The following is a 20,440-nucleotide window of genomic DNA, read 5'->3' as shown; positions in this document are numbered from 1 at the left end:
GAGAGGTTTTTGATTTATGATATTAAACGAAATTTAATCGTTAATTATCCCCATAATTCGGGCATCCAAAACATTTTCGTGACAAATCAAACTGATAGGTTAATGAAAGTTCATAAACGCCTCCTGTTCTTCCTATTTTGGTTGTATTGAGATCATAAGAAAGCCCTAATCGTAAATGTTCGTACTGCAAACCTGTGAAAAAATTGACAGAGGTTAATAATTCATTGTTCATTCCGTTTTTAGCAGGATTGGTAACGAAAGTGGTTCCAAAAAACATTTTTTCGAATAAGATGGAAGCTCCTAAATCAAATCGGTTATATCGTCCTTGCTGCATGTAGTTTGAAGTAAAAAACATTTTGGTTTCATACGGAAAAAACAATACATCAATATAATCGGCCACCAAAAATTCATACCCGCTGCTTAGTGAGAAAAATGTGTTTAGAGGCAGGTTGCCGTTTGCACTCAAAGCAATGTTTGGTCGGTTGAGGTGTTTCATCGAAAGGCCAATCCAAAGATCATCTGTATTAAAAACCATTCCGGCTGATACGTCAAAAAAAGTAACCTTGTCATTTGCCAGTAAAGGATCGATTGAACTTCCATTATTTGGTCCGTTTATATTAATCTGATCTTCGAGTAATAAGTTGCCAAAGGCAAATGACTTTAATCCAAATCCTGCTTCAATACCCGGTCTGAAAGTCCATGTATCATTTATTCTGACCTTGTAGACATAATTGGCATTGACTTGTGTATAATTATATTTGGAAGCATTTTCTCTTTGATTTAAAATATTTAAGCCAATTCCGCTATTGAGTTTATCACTCCAGGTATTCACGAAGGCATAATCTGTGTCAACACTTAGGTCTAATTCAGGCCATTGCTCACGATGAATAATTCCGGCATAAGTAGTTTCCATAAAACCGGTAAAACCTGGGTTTAAGGTTTCTGGAACTAAAAAATATTGTGTAAAAATAGGATCCTGTGCTCTTGTTTTGGTATAAAAACAACATGTTATCAGTATAACAACTAGTAATTTTAATCTCATTTTTTAATCTGTTGCTTTTATTTAATTAATGTTAATGATCCTTTTTCAGTTATGGTATGATTGTAGAAGGTTTTGGCCGTTATTCTAAAATAGTAATTGCCGTTTTCAGCATCCAGATCTTTAATTTTTCCTCTCCAGCCATGAATGTTTACACCGGTTTCTGTATAAATAATACCTCCCCATGTGTCATAAATGTCCAGAGTCACGTTATTAAGACCCTGAAATACAGGTGCAAATGAATCGTTGATTCCGTCATTATTTGGCGTAAAAGCATTTGGCATAACGAGTTTGTATCCTTTTTCTACAACAATACTGGTTTCATAAGAATACTGGCATCCAAAAGGATAATTAACTACTTGTTTGATTGTGTAAGTACCTTCTCTTGTATACATGTGCTCCGGACTTGTTTCTGTAGAAAAATTGCCGTCTCCAAAATCCCATGAAGTACTTGTGAAATCTCCTGTAGCCAGATTTGTAAATTTAACAGGGTCGTAAATAGCATAAAGGTCAAACAACTCTTTTCCATAAGAACTGGTAGCAAAATTTGCTACACCCAAAACAGGTTTATTGACATTATGAGACACATCCATGGTACATCCAAAACTATCTGTGACAGTAAAAATAATTAATCCTTTATTGTCGGTTTTCATTATTTCGCCATTAGCACCTGAAACTATTCCGTCGGACCATTTTAAAGTATATGGCGGAATTCCTCCTTTAACATGTCCTACGAATGTCTGATCTACAAATCGGGTATCGCAATTAAAATCAGTTAAAACTTCAATAGTAGGTGTAAGCTGTTCAAATCGGATAATTTTAAAGGTATCTGATTTTTTACAGCCTCTTGAGTCTGTTACGGTAACGGTGTAATTGTCTGGAGTAAGCTCGCTTAAGTCTTCAGTTCTTGCACCGTTAGACCAGGTATAAGTATAAGGTGCAGTTCCTCCAGTAACGATAAGGTCAATAACACCTGTATTTGCTTTAACGCAATCAAGCGGGTTTGAGACATCTCCTCTTATTTCTAATTCAAGCGGATCAACAACAATATATTCTGCCTCAATTACACATAATTTGGCATCTGTAATTTTTACTTTATAACTTCCCGGGCCAAGATTGTTTCGCTCAATTCCGGCTGTAGAGCCATCACTCCATTCCAGTTTAAGAGGTGCCTGTCCGCCAACAAGATTAAGTCGGATGTGAGCATCATTTGCTCCATGACAGGAAATGTTTTGAAAGTCCGGATTGATCATAAAAACCGGCGCATTGTTAACTGTTATTGGAAAATCTTTCGGACATCCTAAGGCGTCAGTAATAGTAATTAAATAGTTTCCTGCAGACAAATTAGACTGTTCCATACCAGTTCCTAAATTGCTCCATTTTATAATATACGGATCGCCCGTTGTAAAAGGCACTCCTCCTGTGATAGAATTAATTTTTATAACTCCGTCCCTAACGCTGTAACAAGTTAAATGAGTAACAGAGTAGTTTAATTTAATTTCAGGGTTTTGAAGTATTTCAACTGTTAATTGTACAGTACAGCCGGAATTATCCGTAACTGTTAAATTATAAGTACCTGCATAAAGGTTCTTTAAATTCTGAAGATTACTTCTAAATCCGTTTGGACCTGTCCAGCTGTAACGATGAGCAGGTCTTCCTCCTGATGAACTTACATTAATTTCACCGGTATTGTATCCGTAACATAAAACATCAACCTGGCTTTCCCATTTTACTTCCAGTAGTGGTGGTTCGATTATGGTAAATGTTTCGGTAAGAATGTTACAATTGTTAGCTTCAGTAGCGGTTACGACATAAACTCCCTGTCCCAGATTGCTTAGATTTCCTGAATTGACAGGATATGGATTTCCGTCTTTTGTCCATACAAAATTATAAGGCTGTGTTCCTCCTGTGGTTGATAGATTGATAGATCCGTTATTTAAACCAAAACAAGTTATATCATTTTTGCCTGGGAAAAACTGGAATAATCCCGGTTCAGGAACATAATAAGTTTTTACAAAGGGACAATTTCCATTATCAATAACCCTTAAATTGTAGTAACCTGATTTTAAATTAGAAAGATCTTCACTTGTACTTGTAAAATTATTAGGGCCTGTCCATGAGAATTGGTATGGATTACCAGTTGTAAAAGGAATACCACCAGTTACATTTATAGAAATAGAACCGTCGGCAGATCCAAAACAAGTAGCGCCTTTAATAGTATCTGCCACATTTATTAAAGGATCTACCGTGACTGTAACTGTAAAATCAGGACCCGGACATGAAGTGGATATGGGAGATACGGTATAGGTCACCGTTGCAGGGCTGGCAGTGTTATTTATTAAAGTCTGGCTGATACTTGCTCTTGGGGTCGATTGTGCAGTGGCACCATTTATTGCCCCCGGGGGAGAAACCACAGGAGTTGACCATACATAAGTAGTTCCCGATGGCACATTATCAGTCGTTCCGTTGCTAATTGGAGTGATATTAAAAGAATTTCCGCTGCAAATTTTAGCTGTTTTAGGAGTGATAACTGGCGAAAGTACCATATCTACAGAGAAATTTCTGGAGACTTCAGTCGTTCCGCAGCTATTGGTAACCCTAAAAGTTGCTACATAATTTCCGGTTGTGGTATAATTAACAGCTCCCGGATTAAGAGATGTAGAAGTTGAAGGTGTACCTCCGGGGAAACTCCATGAATAAGTGATTTCTGACGGAGGAGAACATGTTTCTTCTACTATCCCTTCCGGATAGATGGTTGCTGATTTACAAAAATCTGAAATAGGTTTTAGAGAAATAACAGGTTTCTTTTTCACCTGAATTTGCTGTGAGTTGTAGTTGTAAATTCCACAGGAATTAATTGTTCTCAATCGAACAGTATAAACACCAGGAGTTACAAAATTAAAAGCCGGATTTTTAGAGTAAGAATTTGTTCCGTTGGCAAAATTCCATTGCCCTCTTCCTGATCCCGGTGATGTTTCCTTGCCACAAAAAGCCTCATAATAATTTGTAATTTCCCAATAGAAGCTTGAAACACCGCAACTTAAATTGGTATCTGTATTGTTTGTTATCTGAACTACTTCTGAAGCACAGGCATTGCCAAAAGTAAATTGTGGCTGTAATACAGGTTCAACACATATATATTGTGCAGGAACATCTAATCCGACACCACATGGTGTTGTAGCTTTGAGTGTAACTTTATAAGTTCCAGGTGCTGCATAAGAGTGATAAGGACTAACTTCTCTGGAAGTTGTGCCATCCCCAAAATCCCATGTATAAACATTTTGGGTACTACAGCCATTTGTATAACCTGCATAAGTTGAATTGCTAAAGAATACAGATGAATTCACACAAGCAACAGACGGAACGCTGAAACTGATTACCGGTACATCTAAAATAATAATAGGACCCGCAGTAAGATAAGTCCTTCCGCAGGATGTTGTTATGGTTAAGGTAACTGTATTTCCTGATGGACAGTTAGCTCTTGTAAACTTATGAGGAATAGGGAAATTTCGGGAAGCCTGAGGGTTTAGACTGTTGTAATAAACGGAGCTTTCCAGTTGTGCCTGGGTATAACTTTGAGTTGTGCCATCGCCATAGTCAACCACATATCTGGTATCTGAAGGGTTAAGTGCCCATGAGCCAATTGCAAAATCCATTGGGTCAACCGGCACACATAAATTAGTTGTGTTTCCGGGAGCGATAAGTGCACCAATTGGGTTGTTGGAATTTTTAACTACATAAGTGACAGAATTATTACAGCTTCCGACGGCAGTAATTACCATATTAAAAGAACCCAATTTTTGGTATTCATGGCTTTTTGGAAAAGTGACATTTGTTTCCGTACTTCCATCTCCCCAGTTAACATTGTAAGATGTTACACAGGAAGCAGAAGCAGAACTGTTCCCAACATTAATGGTGTATTTTGGATTTGAATTATTATCCCCGCATCTTTCAAAAGGTTTATTAGAACCCGGAGCATTCAGGTCTGTAAACTTTAAATCGGGTTTCTGTTTCACAATAACAGTTTTTGTAGCAGAAGTTTCACCAGTTGCATCCTTGACGGTCAATTTTACACTGAAATTCTGGGTTCCGCAGCCAACTGCCGTAAAAACATGACTCGGATTCGTTTCAGTAGAAGTTGATCCGTCTCCAAACTCCCATTTGCAAGAGAAAGGAGCAGTTCCTGTTACTATTGGGGTAAATGTTACAGGAGTACCTGAACAGGAACCATCATTGGTAAAACTGAAATCTACGCCTGGCGCTGTAATATTGCTGTAATCTTTATGAATAGAATTATTTCTATCGTTATGATTATAACTGTAGGCAGTAGAAATGATTAAAATAAAAAGTAATCTTAAGAAGTAAAGTTTCCTCATGTAGTAATTTTCGGTTATTTTCGGCGGTAAAAGTATGTGTTTTTTTTTTATCAAAGAAGGATTACGAATAATCATTTTTTGATTTAGAAATTTATCACGAAGTATAAGGGATTTACGATTTTTTATCAAAAAAAAGAGATGTATGTTTTTAGTTTCTAATAATAAGAAAGAATCAAATTATAATCAGAACCATGTAAATAATAGTAGATGCTATGATAAAATAACATATTATACATTTGTAAGACAACAACCAAAATAAAAAGTGTGAATCCAAATCTCATCAGATAATTTTCCCTTTCTTGTTTGCTGAACATTCTATGCATAAATGTTCAGATATATTTAAAACAGGGTTTTGCGAAGTGCCAAAATTGGTAAGGTAAAAGTTGAATAAAGGGAGAAGTAATTCAGTGAAGACGTTTTTATAATCCTGGATAATGAAAATGAAATAACTATGATGAAGATGATTTTAATAAATATCCAATTAATTCTTGTAACGAAGGACTGGAATAATTAATTTGTTTTTGTTTATTTTCGTGCAAAGATGTCGGGATATTGTCGCATTTTGAAATAATATATAAAAGAAAAACACCTGTAAATAAAGGTGTTTAGTTTAAAATAAAGATTAAAAAGTGACCATGGAGGGATTTGAACCCTCACGCCCTTGCGGGCACCACCCCCTCAAGATGGCGAGTCTACCGTTTCTCCACATGGCCGAAAAATAAAAAAGGTCGAGTAACTTAATACCCGACCTTTTGTGACCCGACTGGGGCTCGAACCCAGGACCCCATCATTAAAAGTGATGTGCTCTACCGACTGAGCTATCGAGTCATTGCTTCAAAAAACTTAATTTGTTAATCACAAAATTTGTGACCCGACTGGGGCTCGAACCCAGGACCCCATCATTAAAAGTGATGTGCTCTACCGACTGAGCTATCGAGTCATTATGTTTCTTGAACGCGGGTGCAAATATAAGGAGTTTATTTTATTATTTGCAAGCAAATTTATTATAAATTTGTCTTTTTTTAACCAAATCTCACAACGCCTTAGTTTATAAGGTTTTATTAAAATGAAAAAAATCATATTATTAGGTTACATGGGCTGCGGAAAGTCAACAATAGCCCAAAGTTTATCAAAAACTACCCATATTCCGTTTCTGGATTTAGACAAATGCATTGAAAAAAGAGCAGAATTATCCATAAATGAAATTTTTGAACAGTATGGGGAGATCTATTTTCGTAAATTAGAACACGATATTTTTCTAGAATTACTTCAGTCTTCTGAAAATAGTATAATTGGCCTGGGTGGCGGAACACCATGTTACGCTAATAATCATGAATTATTAAAAAGAGATGATGTTGTTTCAGTTTATTTAAAAGCTTCAATAGACACTTTATATAATAGGTTAGTATATAATAAAAGTAAGCGTCCGTTAATTGCGAATATGGACGAGGAAGAAATGAGAGAGTTTATTGCGAAACATTTGTTCGACAGAAGCTTTTATTACAACCATGCGCAGCATAAAGTTTCTGTCGATGATAAAACTGTTGAGGAAACAGTTCAGGATATTTTGAAGATATTAGCTTAGTGAAGCATAATTGCCTCCGTTTTCGTCAAAAACAACCTTTACATGTTCTAACAAAGATGTAGAAAGCGAGATGCCTTTGAAATCGGCTTTTACGGGATATTTTTTATGATTTCGGTCAACAAGAACTGCAGTTTTGAATTTCTTTAAAGGAACGTCCAGAAAATGACGGACAGCATAAATTAAAGTGGTTCCTGAATTCAGTACATCATCTACCAGTACCAAACCTTTGTTTTCGTATTCTGATACAGCTAGAGAAGTCTGTATAGGTAATTGAGGATTTTGTTTGTCAACAATAACTTCGCATAAAGAGATTTTAAGGGTAGATATGCTGCTTAAGGCTAAAGCGATTTTTTCGGCGAAAACAGATCCGTTAGTGGCTATTCCGGCAATCACAACTTCATCTTCATCAACAAAAGTCTCATAAATCTGATAGGCGATGCGTTTTATTTTATGTTCAATTTCCTGATTGCTTAAGATGATGTTGTTGCTCATGATTTATTTTTTTGCTAATGTACAATTTTAAAAATTCCAATATAAAAATTGCTTCGCCAATTCGCTGTCGCTCGGGTCCAAATTCCAATTTTATAAAGGAAATTTTAAATCTTCAAATTCCAAAGTAAGGAAGAGAATTTTATAGTTGTAATTTGTAATTTAAAAAAAATGGAAATTTAATTTTCCTCTTCTTCATCGAAAATTTCATTGCCATAATCGTCAATATCCCTTCTGTCTTTTTTGGTTGGTCTTCCGGTTCCTGTTTTTCTGTAATGCTCTTTTGAAAGTTTAATCATCTCCAAATGTTCAAAAGATTCTGCAGGTGTTTCATCCTTACGGTAAATATCTACAAGTTTGGCACCAACACGGTTTTGAGGAATGTCCAATACGGTAATTATATATGTTATCTGATCTTTTCTGAATGTAATTCTGTCTGTAGGAAAAACTTCTTTCGAAGGCTTTGAAACTACTCCATTTACTGTTACCTGATTTTTTTTGCAGGCTTCTGTAACCATATTTCTCGTCTTGTAATATCGTACACACCAGAGGTATTTATCTATTCGCATAATTTTTCTAAAATCGGAGTTAAATTCTTTACAAAAATAAATCAATATTGTATCTTGCGCACCTAAAAAATTAACAATAATGAATAAAATTAAATATTTTTTTATTTTACTGATAGCCGGTGCTGCTTTGGTTTCTTGTAATAAAGACGATGATGATGATGAGGTGGTTGTTGTCCCTTTAAGAGATTACCAGGAACAGTATGAGGCTGATAACGATTCCATTGAAAAATATCTAAAAACACATTATATTGAAGAAGTTACTGCTGATTTTGATATAAAAATAACTAAAATTCCTGCCGGTGGGACACAAGAATCTATCTTTTCTCAAACACAATACCCTTTGCAGACCAGAGATGTTTATAATGATAATATTACTTATAAGGTATATTATTTAGTATTAAATGAAGGAACAGGAGAGTCTCCATGTAATTTTGACAGAATTAATGCAGCTTATGTAGGGAACTTATTAGATGGAACTGTCTTTGATACATCTGATAATTTAGGCAGAACATTTGATTTGGATGCAGGTGTTAATCTTATTGATGGCTGGAAAGAAATTTTTCCTAAACTCAGAGCAGGGAAAGCAGAACCGGTAAATGATGACGGAACAATTACTTATAGTGATTTTGGAGCTGGAGTTATGTTTTTGCCTTCTGGATTAGCTTATTATTCAGGAGGTTCAGGTGAAATTAAAGCTTATTCGCCTTTAGTTTTCAGTGTTAAATTATATGATATTCAAAGATTGGATCATGATGGGGATGGAATTTTAGACATTAACGAAGATATTAATGGTGATGGATATGTTTATGATTTTCGTAATAAAGAATTGTATGCAAATCCTCCAGCTGAATTAATTGATGATACTGATGGCGATGGTCTTGCAGATTTTATTGATACAGATGATGATGGTGATGGCTATACTACACTTTTAGAAATTACAAAACCAACCGGAAAAGTTGGTAGGGTGATGGAGGATGGTGTAGAGGTTAATTATGGACCAAGTAAATATTTTCCTTTTGAAAAGTTTGATGTAGTAGATGATCCTGCAACTCCAAATACCAATGAATTTTTTAATACTGAACCTAAAGGTATTCCTGCATTTGTTAAAACTGAAACGGTAGGTGGTGTAACAAGAAATGTATATGATTATGAAACACTAGGCAGAAAAAAAATTCATCTTGATAAAGATCACAACACGACTAAAGTTACTACGGTAACGACAAAAAAATAAAAAATCGTACCAAAATAAAAACCTCGAAATGTGAATTTCGAGGTTTTTTTTATAAGAAAGAAAAGAAATATAAAAAAATTATTTTCTTTTGATAACTCTTTCTACAGCTTCAACAATCGCCTGATTGTTTAATTTGTATTTTTCCATTAATTGCTCCGGAGTTCCAGATTCACCGAAACTGTCTTTTACAGCAACAAATTCCTGAGGAGTAGGATTATTTAAAGCCAATACACCAGCAATACTTTCTCCAAGACCGCCAAGGTAATTGTGTTCTTCAGCAGTCACAATACATTTGGTTTTAGCTACTGATTTTAAAATAGCTTCTTCGTCCAAAGGTTTAATGGTGTGGATGTTGATTACCTCTGCAGAAATTCCTTTTGCTTCAAGTGCTTCGGCAGCAATAAGCGCTTCCCAAACTAAGTGACCTGTTGCAACAATTGTTACATCAGTTCCTTCGTTTAACATAATTGCTTTTCCAATTACGAATGGTTCGTCAGCAGGTGTGAAGTTAGGTACAACCGGACGTCCGAAACGTAAATACGCAGGACCGTGGTGATCTGCCAATGCTAAAGTTGCAGCTTTTGTTTGATTGTAGTCACAAGTGTTGATTACAGTCATTCCCGGTAACATTTTCATTAATCCGATATCCTCTAAGATTTGGTGTGTAGCACCGTCTTCTCCTAGCGTTAAACCAGCGTGAGAAGCACAGATTTTTACGTTTTTATCAGAATAAGCAACAGACTGACGAATTTGATCGTAAACTCTTCCTGTAGAGAAGTTGGCGAAAGTTCCTGTAAACGGAATTTTCCCTCCAATTGTTAAACCTGCAGCGATTCCGATCATGTTAGCTTCTGCAATTCCAATCTGGAAAAAACGCTCCGGATGATTTTTTTTGAATTCATCAAATTTTAATGATCCAATCAAGTCAGCACATAAGGCTACGACTTTTTCGTTTTTCTGACCTAGTTCAGTCATTCCCGCCCCAAAACCTGAACGGGTATCTTTACTTCCTGTATTTGTATATTTTTTCATTTTATATTTTGCTATATGCAATACGCTGTATGCAATAGGCTTAAAGCTTATTGCTTACTGCTTAAAGCTATTTTAGTAATCTGAATTGCCTCCGGTGTTATAGTTCTGTTCTAAAGCAGTTGCAAGCTGAGCATCATTAGGTGCTTTACCATGCCATGCATGACTGTACATCATATAATCTACACCATTACCCATCTCGGTATGAAGTAAAACACAAACCGGTTTTCCTTTTCCTGTTCTTGCTTTTGCTTCATTCATTCCGCCAATGATAGATTCGATGTCGTTTCCTTTGGTAATTTCAATAACTTCCCAGTCAAAAGCTTCGAATTTAGCTTTTAAGCTTCCCATTGCTAAAACCTCGTCTGTCGTTCCGTCGATTTGTTTTCCGTTAAGGTCAACTGTTGCGATAAGGTTGTCAACATTTTTTGCAGAAGCATACATGATAGCTTCCCAGTTTTGACCTTCCTGTAATTCCCCGTCTCCGTGTAAAGTGTAAACCAAATGATTGTCACCATTTAATTTTTTAGCCTGAGCAGCACCAAGAGCGACAGACAAACCTTGTCCTAATGATCCGGAAGCCATACGAACTCCTGGTAATCCTTCGTGAGTTGTTGGGTGTCCTTGTAAACGAGAGTTTAATAATCTGAAAGTAGCAAGCTCTGAAACAGGGAAATAACCGCTTCTCGCTAAAACGCTATAAAATACAGGTGAAATATGACCATTTGAAAGGAAGAAAAGATCTTCTCCGATTCCGTCCATATCAAAACCTTCTTTACGTTCCATAATATTTTGGTATAGAGTTACCAAAAATTCAGTGCAACCTAATGAACCACCTGGGTGACCTGAGTTGACAGCATGTACCATTCTAAGAATATCTCTTCTTACCTGGATCGTTAAATCGCTTAATTGTTGTGTGTTAGGCTTCATTTTATATATAAAAGTTAAACTGGTGCAAAAGTAATTTTTATTTTGCGGGCTGACAAATGATTTTCTGCTTTAGTTTGATGCAATTGTGATATTCAGATGCTTTTTTTATTAATCTTAAAAAAAATAAGCTAAATGATTTGAATTTTTGAAAGAAGATGTTTCTGTTTTGTTGTTTTTGGTAAAAATTAAAACAAAAAAAGCCCCAATGGGACTTTAATTTTGAAGTAAATTTAAGGTTTTATTCTGTGTCGCCTTCACTGTAATAATTGTTTTCTTCGTCTTCAGAGCCGATTTCTTCTTGTTCGTCATCAAGTTCTGATCCCGGAATGTCTAAGTCGTTGCCGAGTTTGTCGCTGTTTTGTTTCCACTCGTGATTGTCATTATTGATTATTCTTTCTCCGGAAATATCCTGAGGGTCAATATCTTCTAATCTTTCTTCCTGATTGTAGATGTCTTCGTTTGCATCATAATTCATGTTTTCAAGGTTTTTTTCGATTTGATCATCCTTGATTTGATCTAATTTTTCATCAGCGTTTATCATGATTTCTATAATTTAATTAAAAATAATTTTCGATTTTTTTGTGATTATTAAAATTAAAAAATGAATATCGCCGATTGTTATATGTTTAATGGGTTAATCTTGTAGTTTTTACATTTTGTATTTTGAAAGCGAATATAGCGAAAGCCCGATCCTTTGGTAGCGCCCAAAGCAATTTTAAAACTCCAAATGCAAAATTCCAAATTCCAAATTTTTTAGGTTGTGGCTTCAGGTTGTTAATCATTATCTAATTTTCTAATTTCCAAATTATCTAATTCTCTAAATTAACCTATCTTTGCACCCTGAAAAAAGAAACAGATGAAGTTTGATTTATTACAAAAAGATCCGCAATCGAAAGCGAGAGCAGGAAGTATTACTACAGATCACGGAGTTATAGAAACTCCTATTTTTATGCCTGTCGGAACCGTGGCTTCTGTAAAAGGGGTACATCAGCGTGAGCTTAAGGAAGAAATTAATCCGGATATTATCCTTGGGAATACCTATCATTTATACTTGCGTCCGCAGACTGAAATTCTTGAGAAAGCTGGCGGACTTCATAAATTCATGAATTGGGATCGTAATATTTTGACGGATTCCGGAGGTTATCAGGTATATTCTCTTTCATCCAATAGAAAAATCAAGGAAGAGGGGGTGAAGTTTAAATCCCATATCGATGGTTCATACCATTTTTTTACACCAGAAAATGTAATGGAAATTCAGCGGACCATTGGCGCTGATATTATTATGGCTTTTGACGAATGTACGCCGTACCCTTGTGATTACAGATATGCACAACGCTCTATGCACATGACACATCGCTGGTTAGACCGCTGTATTAATCATTTGGATAAAGTGCCTTACAAATACGGTTATGAGCAAACTTTTTTTCCGATTGTTCAGGGAAGTACTTATAAAGATTTACGCCGTCAGTCGGCAGAATATATTGCGAATTCAGGTCAGCAGGGAAATGCAATTGGAGGTTTGTCAGTAGGGGAGCCTGCTGAGGAAATGTATGCTATGACAGAAGTGGTCTGCGAAATTCTTCCGGAAGACAAACCACGTTACTTGATGGGGGTTGGAACTCCGATAAATATATTAGAAAATATTGCGTTAGGAATTGATATGTTCGATTGTGTGATGCCAACACGTAACGCCAGAAACGGAATGCTTTTTACAGCAAACGGAACGATCAATATCAAAAACAAAAAATGGGAAGCTGATTTTTCTCCACTTGACGAAATGGGATATACTTTTGTAGATACAGAATATTCAAAAGCATATTTGCGTCACTTATTTGCAGCCAACGAATATTTGGGAAAACAAATTGCAACGATTCATAACCTTGGTTTTTACATGTGGCTGGTTAGAGAAGCCAGAAAACATATCTTAGCAGGTGATTTCAGGCCATGGAAAGAAATGATGGTTAAAAATATGAGTCAAAGACTTTAAGAAAGAGTTCCAAGTTTTTTTAGTTCCAAGTTTCAGGTTCTGTAAGTAACGTGAAACTTGAAACCTGAAACAAAAAACACACAAAATCTATGTTAACAATAATAGATAAGTACATTTTAAAAAGATATTTAGCCACTTTTTCGGTGATGATTCTTTTATTTATTCCAATCGGAATTGTAATTGACGTTTCTGAAAAGGTGAATAAAATGCTGGAAAACAAGATTCCGTTTACCCAAATTGCTATTTATTATTACAATTTCACCGTTTATTTTGCGAATTCGCTTTTTCCTATTTTTCTGTTTTTATCGGTAATATGGTTTACTTCCAAACTTGCAAATAATACGGAGATTATTGCTATTTTAAGTTCAGGGATTTCATTTACGAGATTTTTAAGGCCTTATATTATTGGTGCTTCTATCGTTTCGGTTTTTGTACTTTTAATGGGGTTTTTTATTGTTCCTGCTGCCAGCGAAGGTTTTAATAATTTTAGGTACACCTATCTGAAAGGGAACGGTAAGCAGCTTATGCGAGGTGAAAATACCAATGTTTACAGGCAGATTAATGATAACGATTTTATTTTTGTAAACAGCTTTAATGAAGAAACTAAAACGGCATTTAATTTTTCGCTGGAGCATTTTGAAAAAGACAAGCTTACTTATAAAATTACTGCCAGCCGAATTACCTGGGATCCTAAAAAGAAAACTTATATTTTGTATGATTATACCAAAAGAACGGTTGGAGAACTTAATGATGTGATCGAAAAAAATCCAGAAAAACCAGTAAAATTCAAGTTTGAACTGGCAGATTTAACTCCGGTTGTTTATATTGCAGAAACGCTTTCTTTAGGTGATTTAATTGATTTTATTGATAAAGAACGCAAAAGAGGTTCAGGAAATATCAATACTTATCTGGTAGTGCTTTATAAAAAATACAGTGTGCCGGTTTCTGCTTTTATTCTGACTATTATTGCTGTGGCTGTTTCGGCTATGAAGCGACGCGGCGGAATGGGAGTCAATCTGGCTATAGGAATAGCTATTGCTTTTTCATTCGTATTTTTCGATAAAATATTTGGCACCCTTGCCGAAAAATCAACTTTCTCACCTTTTTTAGCTGTCTGGTTCCCGAATATTGTTTTTGGAATTCTGGCAATCTACTTACTACGCAATGCGAAACGATAATTTAAAAAGCTATTTGAATCTTCATTTAATAGTTTTCATATGGGGGTTTACGGCTATACTTGGAGCATTGATTACCATTGATGCCGACAATCTGGTTTGGTACAGAATGCTTTTTGCCTTAATTTTTTTAGGAGCATTTATAGTTTATAAAAAACAGTCTTTTCAGGTTCCGGTAAAGGAACTTTTTAAGTTAGTTTTTGTTGGTTTACTAATAGCTTTACACTGGATCTTCTTTTTTAAGGCTATACATGTTTCAAACGTTTCAATAACACTTTCTATATTTTCATTAGGTGCTTTTTTTGCTTCATTGTTGGAACCGCTTTTCTACGGAAGAAAAATATTATGGTATGAAGTTTTTTTCGGACTGATAATTATTGCGGGACTGGCTTTAATATTGCAGGTAGAAATTAAATATCTTACAGGAGTCTATTATGCTTTGGCATCCATTATTTTAGGAGTTGTTTTTACTTTATTGAACGGAAAATTAATCTCAGATCATGAACCTTCAATTATTACATTTTATGAATTCGGTGCTGGTGTTTTTTTTATCACTCTTTATTTTTTGGTGCAGGGAAAATTTACCGCTGATTTTTTTGCCATCTCATTAAATAATTGGATCCTGCTGCTCATTTTAGCTTCAGTTTGCACGGCTTATGCCTTTACAGCATCTGTCAAAGTAATGCAGAGATTAACACCCTACACCGTAATGTTAACCACTAATTTAGAGCCTGTTTACGGAATTGTGCTGGCCTATTTTATACTTGGCGGTAAAGAAAAAATGAGTACTGAATTTTATATTGGTGCCTTGATAATAGTGATAACAGTTATTTTAAATGGCGTTTTCAAACATTCTCAGAACAAGAAAAAACACTAATATTTAAATTACGCACCAATAGTTTAGTGTGAATTATTTACACCAATCATATAATATTTTTATATTTGCGGTTCGATTTAAAAACAAAATTCAAAAATCCATGGAATATTTAGATTTTGAGCTTCCAATCAAAGAACTTGAAGAACAGCTGGAAAAGTGTGTTATAATTGGAAAAGAATCTAATGTTGATGTAACACCTACCTGCAAGGAAATCAACAAAAAATTAGAGCAAACTAAAAAAGAAATATACAAAAATCTTACTGCCTGGCAGCGTGTTCAATTATCGAGGCATCCAAACAGGCCTTATACTTTAGATTATATCAGAGCAATTTGCGGAGATACATTTTTAGAACTCCATGGAGATCGCGGATTCAAAGATGATAAAGCAATGGTTGGCGGACTTGGTAAAATAAACGGTCAGTCGTTTATGATTGTTGGGCAGCAAAAGGGTTTTAATACCAAAACGCGTCAATACCGTAATTTTGGTATGGCCAATCCGGAGGGATACCGTAAAGCTTTGCGTTTGATGAAAATGGCCGAGAAATTTGGAATTCCGGTTTTAACTTTAGTAGATACCCCGGGTGCCTATCCTGGACTTGAAGCTGAAGAAAGAGGTCAGGGAGAAGCTATTGCGAGAAACATTTTTGAAATGGTTCGTCTGAAAGTGCCAATTATTACCATCATTGTTGGAGAAGGAGCTTCCGGAGGAGCTTTAGGAATTGGCGTTGGAGACAGAGTTTATATGTTAGAGAATACATGGTATTCTGTAATTTCTCCTGAATCGTGTTCTTCAATTTTATGGAAAAGCTGGGAGTACAAAGAGCGTGCTGCTGATGCTTTGAAATTGACATCATCTGATATGAAAAAACAAAAGCTGGTTGATGATGTTATTCCGGAACCACTTGGTGGAGCGCATTATGACAGAGAAACTACTTTTAAGACCGTAGCAGAATATATCACAAAAGGATATAACGAATTGAAAGACTTATCAACAGCCGATTTAATTGCCCAGAGAATGGACAAGTACAGTAATATGGGCGAATATAAAGAATAAATTCATAATACATGATATAAAATCCGAAGCCTTACAGTTTCGGATTTTTTTTTGGTTATGAACAAAAAATATTTATTTATAAACAAGCATTACTTATAACTAGATAGTATTATTTTTTTAAATTTCGCTAATTTCGCTAAATGGAAAATTTCAAAAATATAAACCCTGTAAAGGTCGATAAAACGACAATAATTAATTTAGAAAAAGGAAAACTCCCACCGCAGGCACTTGATTTAGAAGAAGCTGTTCTTGGTGCTATGATGATTGATAAAAAAGGAGTTGATGATGTAATTGATATTCTACAGCCTGATGCATTTTATAAAGATGCACATAAATATATTTTTGAAGCTATTATTCAGCTTTTTACAGAAACACAGCCAATTGACCTACTTACCGTTTCCAGTCAGTTAAAAAAGAATGGAAAATTAGAATTAGCCGGAGGTGACTTTTATTTGATCCAGCTGACACAAAAAATTGCTTCTTCTGCACATATCGAGTTCCACTCCCGTATCATTCTTCAGAAGTTTATTCAGAGAAGTTTGATTAGAATTTCATCAGAAATTATCGAAGCATCTTATGATGAAACTACAGATGTTTTTGATTTATTAGATCAGGCCGAATCAAAACTATACGAAGTAACTCAGGGAAACATTAAGCGTAGTTCTGAAACTGCACAAAGTTTGGTTTTACAGGCTAAAAAGAAAATTGAAGAAATTTCTAAAAAAGAGGGATTAAGTGGTGTTGAAACCGGTTTTACCAATTTAGATAAACTGACTTCCGGATGGCAGCCCAGTGATTTAATTATTATTGCAGCCAGACCAGCGATGGGAAAAACGGCGTTTGTACTTTCGATGGCCAGAAATATTGCCATTCAGTTTGGACACGGAGTCGCTTTGTTCTCTCTGGAGATGGCATCTGTTCAGTTGATTACCAGACTAATTTCATCTGAAACAGGATTGTCATCAGAGAAATTACGTACAGGCAAACTGGAGCCTCATGAATGGACGATGTTGAGTACAAAAGTAAAGGACTTAGAAAAAGCACCTTTGTATATTGATGATACACCATCGCTTTCTATTTTCGATTTAAGAGCAAAATGCCGTCGTTTAGCTTCGCAGCACGGTATTAAAATCATCATTATCGATTATTTGCAGTTGATGACTGCAGGAGGAAATAATAAAGGGGGAGGAAATCGTGAACAGGAAATTTCTACCATTTCCCGAAACTTAAAGGCTTTGGCAAAAGAACTCAACGTTCCGGTAATTGCACTTTCACAGTTATCGCGTGCTGTAGAAACCCGTGGCTCAAGTAAACGTCCATTATTATCGGATCTTCGTGAATCCGGTGCTATTGAGCAGGATGCTGATATCGTTTCGTTTTTATATAGACCCGAATACTACAAAATTGATGAATGGGATGATGATGAGGCGTCGCCAACAGCTGGTCAGGCCGAAATAATGATAGCAAAACACCGTAATGGTGGTATCGAAAACATCCGTCTAAAATTTATAGGGCATCTCGGGAAATTTGATAATCTTGATGACTTTTCAGGTAGTTACGATGATTTACCATCAAAAATGAATCATGATGATAATCATTATATAACCAAAAATCTACCATCTGCCAACGAAGCTTTTGGAAGCAATCTGAATGATGACGATGATGATAGTGACGTGCCGTTTTAAAATTTGATTTAAAATTTGATTTAAAATTGATATAAAAAGAAAGGGAAAAGTTATATGCTTTTCCCTTTCTGCTTAAAAGAATTTTATAAAAACCTTTTTTGAATTATTTTTTAAGAATCAATTTGTGCGTAATTAATTTACTGCCTTTCTTTTCCGTAATAAAATAAACCCCGTCAGCATTACCCTCAAGATTAATTGTATTAATTACATCAGATGTCACTTTTGCTATTTTAATAGTCTGACCTAATTGATTTGTGATGATTAAATCGCTATCATGGTCAGTTTGTATGTTTACAATCCCCTTGTTAGGGTTTGGATACATTACAAATTTAGATTTATCTTCTATATTAGGATTAGCTAAACTACTTACAGGTACACATGATGAAATAACACTACAACTTCCTAGAGTTACAACAACTGCATAAGAGCCAGTAGCTGTTGGAGTGAATGATTGCCCGTTTTCCCCAATTAATATAGTGGCAGGACATTGAATCCATTGGTATGAAGCACCAGTTTGGGTCGCTGTTATAACACCAGATGATAGAGTTGCTCCATTACTAGGAATCGGAAGCTTCGGGGCAATAGTTACAGAAGCCGACGTGGCCGAAGTACATCCTGAAGCATTAGTTGCAGTGAAAGTATAAGCTGTTCCTGGGGTTCCAGAAATGGCACCTAATGCACCTACAGTTGCCCCAGCCGGAGTCGATGTATAAGTCAGTAAAGCGGAATAGTTTGCAATTGAAGCTGTTCCGTTAGCCGAGCATGTAGCCGAAGTTGTGGATACAGTCGGTACAGCCGGTGCGGCCAATTGCAGCGGAATTGTAACCGAAGCCGACGTGGCCGAAGTACATCCTGAAGCATTAGTTGCAGTGAAAGTATAAGCTGTTCCTGGGGTTCCAGAAATGGCACCCAACGCACCTACAGTTGCCCCAGCCGGAGTCGATGTATAAGTCAGTAAAGCTGAATAGTTGGTAATCAAAGCTCTTCCGTTAGCCGAGCATGTAGCCGGAGTTGTCGATACAGTCGGTTCAGCCGGTGCGGCCAATTGCAGCGGAATTGTAACCGAAGCCGAAGCAGCCGAAGTGCAGTTCAAAGCATTTGTAGCAGTGAAAGTATAAGCTGTTCCAGCCGTTCCATTAATAGCACCTAATGTGCCTACAGTTGCCCCAGCCGGAGTTGAAGTATAAGTTAGTAAAGCGGAATAGTTGGTAATCGAAGCTGTTCCGTTAGCCGAGCATGTAGCCGCAGTTGTCGATACAGTCGGTACAGCCGGTGCAGCCAATTGCAGTGGAATTATAACCGAAGCCGAAGCAGCCGAAGTACGCAGAATAGTTGGCAATTGAAGCTGTTCCGTTAGCCGAGCATGTAGCCGGAGTTGTCGATACAGTCGGTACAGCCGGAGGAGATGTAATAGTAACTATAGCACTGCCATTCATATTATTAGTACAGCCTCCAACTGTTCTTGTAGCTACAACAGTGTAAGTAGCAGCAGTTATTTGATTGCCAAATGATATTGAGGAACCAGTTCCTGCAACAGGAGTTCCTATGTCTGTAGTCCCATTTTTTAATTGATAAGTAACTCCGGTTTCGGAATTAGATAATCCAACAGCAACCCCTGAACCACCAGCACAGTATGAATTTGTTCCTGTAACATTATAAGCTGTTGGAGATACACATGAAGCTATTTCAACTAATCTTAAGTTGTCTACTGCTACTTCTTCAGCACTACCACTCATTGCCATATTCATATATAGTGTCAAAGTAGTACCTGTTCCGTTAATGTTTCCTATAAATTCTGTGAATGTATTGCTTAGAGGTGTAGCCGCAGGATCTCCATTTTTGTCAAAATCTGCATCAGGATATAAACGACTTGATACATTAGCTAAAGGGTAAAAATTCAATAAATCTTGAATTGGTCCACCATTTATACTGTATTGCATTGACATGTAGTCAATGGTTGCAGATGTAGATGTGTTTTCATATGCGCCGGGTGTATTCGTAGTATTACCTGCAGCGAAAAGACCTTTCAGTTTGATATTGGATTTGCCTGAAATATCAATAGTCCAGGTTACTGTTTTTAATACATTAGCAATAGTTACAGGTGTAACACCATTATCCGTATCTTCTCCGGCCCAAAACTTGGTTCCGTCAGCTCCAATGTATGAATATGTAACACCTTGAGCTGCGTCTCCTACGATGCTAAGATCTGCATTACTGGCAATATTAAAAACCCTGCTGCCATTATTATTTACAGCAAATGCAGAAGGTGCACTTCTGGTACCGCTGGTAGGAGAACCTGTGTCCTCAAAACTATCGCTCCAAAACGGAGTCTGTGAATACCCATTCATATAAAACAGGCATGACATTATTAGTAAAGTAATTTTTTTTCTCATGTGTAATTAATTTAAAGTTTT

16 protein-coding genes and 3 tRNA genes are annotated in these 20,440 nt (G+C 36.1%); 7 read left to right on the top strand and 12 right to left on the bottom strand.

What is annotated here, in order from left to right:
* Nucleotides 1–40 precede the first annotated feature (40 nt).
* The 5 genes from GXM17_RS08515 to GXM17_RS08495 form a co-directional block, all read right to left on the bottom strand.
* Complete coding sequence (locus GXM17_RS08515) at nt 41–1,042, bottom strand: PorP/SprF family type IX secretion system membrane protein (protein ID WP_163398886.1); 1,002 nt, start codon at nt 1,040–1,042, stop codon at nt 41–43.
* A gap of 17 nt (nt 1,043–1,059) precedes the next feature.
* Nucleotides 1,060–5,415: a PKD domain-containing protein gene (locus GXM17_RS08510; protein ID WP_163398884.1), complete on the bottom strand. Its 4,356-nt coding sequence runs from the start codon at nt 5,413–5,415 to the stop codon at nt 1,060–1,062.
* Between the two features lie 630 nt (nt 5,416–6,045).
* Nucleotides 6,046–6,128 (bottom strand) — tRNA-Leu (locus GXM17_RS08505).
* A 42-nt stretch (nt 6,129–6,170) separates the two neighbouring features.
* Nucleotides 6,171–6,243: transfer RNA gene (locus tag GXM17_RS08500), tRNA-Lys, on the bottom strand.
* A 39-nt stretch (nt 6,244–6,282) separates the two neighbouring features.
* Nucleotides 6,283–6,355: transfer RNA gene (locus GXM17_RS08495), tRNA-Lys, on the bottom strand.
* 126 nt (nt 6,356–6,481) lie between these two features.
* Between GXM17_RS08495 and GXM17_RS08490 the strand changes: the two genes are divergently transcribed.
* Nucleotides 6,482–7,000, top strand: coding sequence for a shikimate kinase (locus GXM17_RS08490; RefSeq protein WP_163398882.1), 519 nt, complete (start codon nt 6,482–6,484; stop codon nt 6,998–7,000).
* On the opposite strand, the gene GXM17_RS08485 is transcribed toward GXM17_RS08490, so the two are convergent.
* Together GXM17_RS08485 and GXM17_RS08480 are read right to left on the bottom strand one after the other, a co-directional pair.
* Nucleotides 6,992–7,492, bottom strand: a complete 501-nt coding sequence (locus tag GXM17_RS08485) for a phosphoribosyltransferase family protein (protein WP_163398881.1) — start codon at nt 7,490–7,492, stop codon at nt 6,992–6,994. The two genes, GXM17_RS08490 and GXM17_RS08485, sit on opposite strands and share 9 nt — an antisense overlap.
* Before the next feature lie 176 nt (nt 7,493–7,668).
* Nucleotides 7,669–8,058: an RNA-binding S4 domain-containing protein gene (locus GXM17_RS08480; RefSeq protein WP_163398879.1), complete on the bottom strand. Its 390-nt coding sequence runs from the start codon at nt 8,056–8,058 to the stop codon at nt 7,669–7,671.
* A gap of 79 nt (nt 8,059–8,137) precedes the next feature.
* Here GXM17_RS08480 and bamM point away from each other — a divergent pair, with 79 nt between their 5' ends.
* The gene (gene bamM, locus GXM17_RS08475; protein WP_163398878.1) at nt 8,138–9,289 is read left to right on the top strand and encodes a BamM family beta-barrel-assembly machinery protein; all 1,152 of its coding nucleotides are present in this window, start codon (nt 8,138–8,140) and stop codon (nt 9,287–9,289) included.
* 78 nt (nt 9,290–9,367) lie between these two features.
* On the opposite strand, the gene GXM17_RS08470 is transcribed toward bamM, so the two are convergent.
* The 3 genes from GXM17_RS08470 to GXM17_RS08460 form a co-directional block, all read right to left on the bottom strand.
* Nucleotides 9,368–10,321: a transketolase family protein gene (locus GXM17_RS08470; RefSeq protein ID WP_163398876.1), complete on the bottom strand. Its 954-nt coding sequence runs from the start codon at nt 10,319–10,321 to the stop codon at nt 9,368–9,370.
* A gap of 72 nt (nt 10,322–10,393) precedes the next feature.
* A complete protein-coding gene (locus tag GXM17_RS08465) occupies nt 10,394–11,248 on the bottom strand; it encodes a transketolase (RefSeq protein WP_163398875.1) in 855 nt (284 codons plus the stop codon).
* 238 nt (nt 11,249–11,486) lie between these two features.
* Nucleotides 11,487–11,789, bottom strand: coding sequence for a hypothetical protein (locus tag GXM17_RS08460; protein WP_163398874.1), 303 nt, complete (start codon nt 11,787–11,789; stop codon nt 11,487–11,489).
* A gap of 315 nt (nt 11,790–12,104) precedes the next feature.
* On the opposite strand from GXM17_RS08460, the gene tgt reads away from it, so the two are divergent.
* From tgt to dnaB, 5 genes are all read left to right on the top strand, one after another.
* Nucleotides 12,105–13,235, top strand: coding sequence for a tRNA guanosine(34) transglycosylase Tgt (gene tgt / locus GXM17_RS08455; RefSeq protein WP_163398872.1), 1,131 nt, complete (start codon nt 12,105–12,107; stop codon nt 13,233–13,235).
* Nucleotides 13,236–13,324: 89 nt separating this feature from the next.
* Nucleotides 13,325–14,413 carry an LptF/LptG family permease gene (locus GXM17_RS08450; RefSeq protein WP_163398871.1) on the top strand — a complete coding sequence of 363 codons (1,089 nt, stop codon included), beginning with the start codon at nt 13,325–13,327 and terminating at the stop codon, nt 14,411–14,413.
* On the top strand, nt 14,400–15,287 hold the full coding sequence (locus GXM17_RS08445; RefSeq protein ID WP_163398869.1) for a DMT family transporter: 888 nt from the start codon (nt 14,400–14,402) through the stop codon (nt 15,285–15,287). Before GXM17_RS08450 ends, GXM17_RS08445 begins: the two co-directional genes overlap by 14 nt.
* 100 nt (nt 15,288–15,387) lie before the next feature.
* Complete coding sequence (locus GXM17_RS08440; protein WP_163398867.1) at nt 15,388–16,341, top strand: acetyl-CoA carboxylase carboxyltransferase subunit alpha; 954 nt, start codon at nt 15,388–15,390, stop codon at nt 16,339–16,341.
* A 140-nt stretch (nt 16,342–16,481) separates the two neighbouring features.
* On the top strand, nt 16,482–18,026 hold the full coding sequence (gene dnaB / locus GXM17_RS08435; RefSeq protein WP_163398866.1) for a replicative DNA helicase: 1,545 nt from the start codon (nt 16,482–16,484) through the stop codon (nt 18,024–18,026).
* A 103-nt stretch (nt 18,027–18,129) separates the two neighbouring features.
* On the opposite strand, the gene GXM17_RS08430 is transcribed toward dnaB, so the two are convergent.
* Together GXM17_RS08430 and GXM17_RS08425 are read right to left on the bottom strand one after the other, a co-directional pair.
* A complete protein-coding gene (locus GXM17_RS08430; protein WP_163398865.1) occupies nt 18,130–19,365 on the bottom strand; it encodes a T9SS type A sorting domain-containing protein in 1,236 nt (411 codons plus the stop codon).
* On the bottom strand, nt 19,253–20,419 hold the full coding sequence (locus GXM17_RS08425) for a hypothetical protein (protein ID WP_163398863.1): 1,167 nt from the start codon (nt 20,417–20,419) through the stop codon (nt 19,253–19,255). The genes GXM17_RS08430 and GXM17_RS08425 overlap by 113 nt, the downstream gene beginning before the upstream one ends.
* Nucleotides 20,420–20,440: the final 21 nt, after the last annotated feature.

It is taken from the genome of Flavobacterium fluviatile (assembly GCF_010645065.1).
GTDB lineage: Bacteria > Bacteroidota > Bacteroidia > Flavobacteriales > Flavobacteriaceae > Flavobacterium > Flavobacterium fluviatile.
This window is presented reverse-complemented; position numbering and strand designations above follow the sequence as displayed.

Excerpts from the sequence above, each read along its gene's own strand:
- GXM17_RS08515 (WP_163398886.1), bottom strand. The coding sequence starts at position 1,042 with ATGAGATTAAAATTACTAGTTGTTATACTGATAACATGTTGTTTTTAT.
- GXM17_RS08510 (WP_163398884.1), bottom strand. The coding sequence starts at position 5,415 with ATGAGGAAACTTTACTTCTTAAGATTACTTTTTATTTTAATCATTTCT.
- GXM17_RS08490 (WP_163398882.1), top strand. The coding sequence starts at position 6,482 with ATGAAAAAAATCATATTATTAGGTTACATGGGCTGCGGAAAGTCAACA.
- GXM17_RS08485 (WP_163398881.1), bottom strand. The coding sequence starts at position 7,492 with ATGAGCAACAACATCATCTTAAGCAATCAGGAAATTGAACATAAAATA.
- GXM17_RS08480 (WP_163398879.1), bottom strand. The coding sequence starts at position 8,058 with ATGCGAATAGATAAATACCTCTGGTGTGTACGATATTACAAGACGAGA.
- bamM (WP_163398878.1), top strand. The coding sequence starts at position 8,138 with ATGAATAAAATTAAATATTTTTTTATTTTACTGATAGCCGGTGCTGCT.
- GXM17_RS08470 (WP_163398876.1), bottom strand. The coding sequence starts at position 10,321 with ATGAAAAAATATACAAATACAGGAAGTAAAGATACCCGTTCAGGTTTT.
- GXM17_RS08465 (WP_163398875.1), bottom strand. The coding sequence starts at position 11,248 with ATGAAGCCTAACACACAACAATTAAGCGATTTAACGATCCAGGTAAGA.
- GXM17_RS08460 (WP_163398874.1), bottom strand. The coding sequence starts at position 11,789 with ATGATAAACGCTGATGAAAAATTAGATCAAATCAAGGATGATCAAATC.
- tgt (WP_163398872.1), top strand. The coding sequence starts at position 12,105 with ATGAAGTTTGATTTATTACAAAAAGATCCGCAATCGAAAGCGAGAGCA.
- GXM17_RS08450 (WP_163398871.1), top strand. The coding sequence starts at position 13,325 with ATGTTAACAATAATAGATAAGTACATTTTAAAAAGATATTTAGCCACT.
- GXM17_RS08445 (WP_163398869.1), top strand. The coding sequence starts at position 14,400 with ATGCGAAACGATAATTTAAAAAGCTATTTGAATCTTCATTTAATAGTT.
- GXM17_RS08440 (WP_163398867.1), top strand. The coding sequence starts at position 15,388 with ATGGAATATTTAGATTTTGAGCTTCCAATCAAAGAACTTGAAGAACAG.
- dnaB (WP_163398866.1), top strand. The coding sequence starts at position 16,482 with ATGGAAAATTTCAAAAATATAAACCCTGTAAAGGTCGATAAAACGACA.
- GXM17_RS08425 (WP_163398863.1), bottom strand. The coding sequence starts at position 20,419 with ATGAGAAAAAAAATTACTTTACTAATAATGTCATGCCTGTTTTATATG.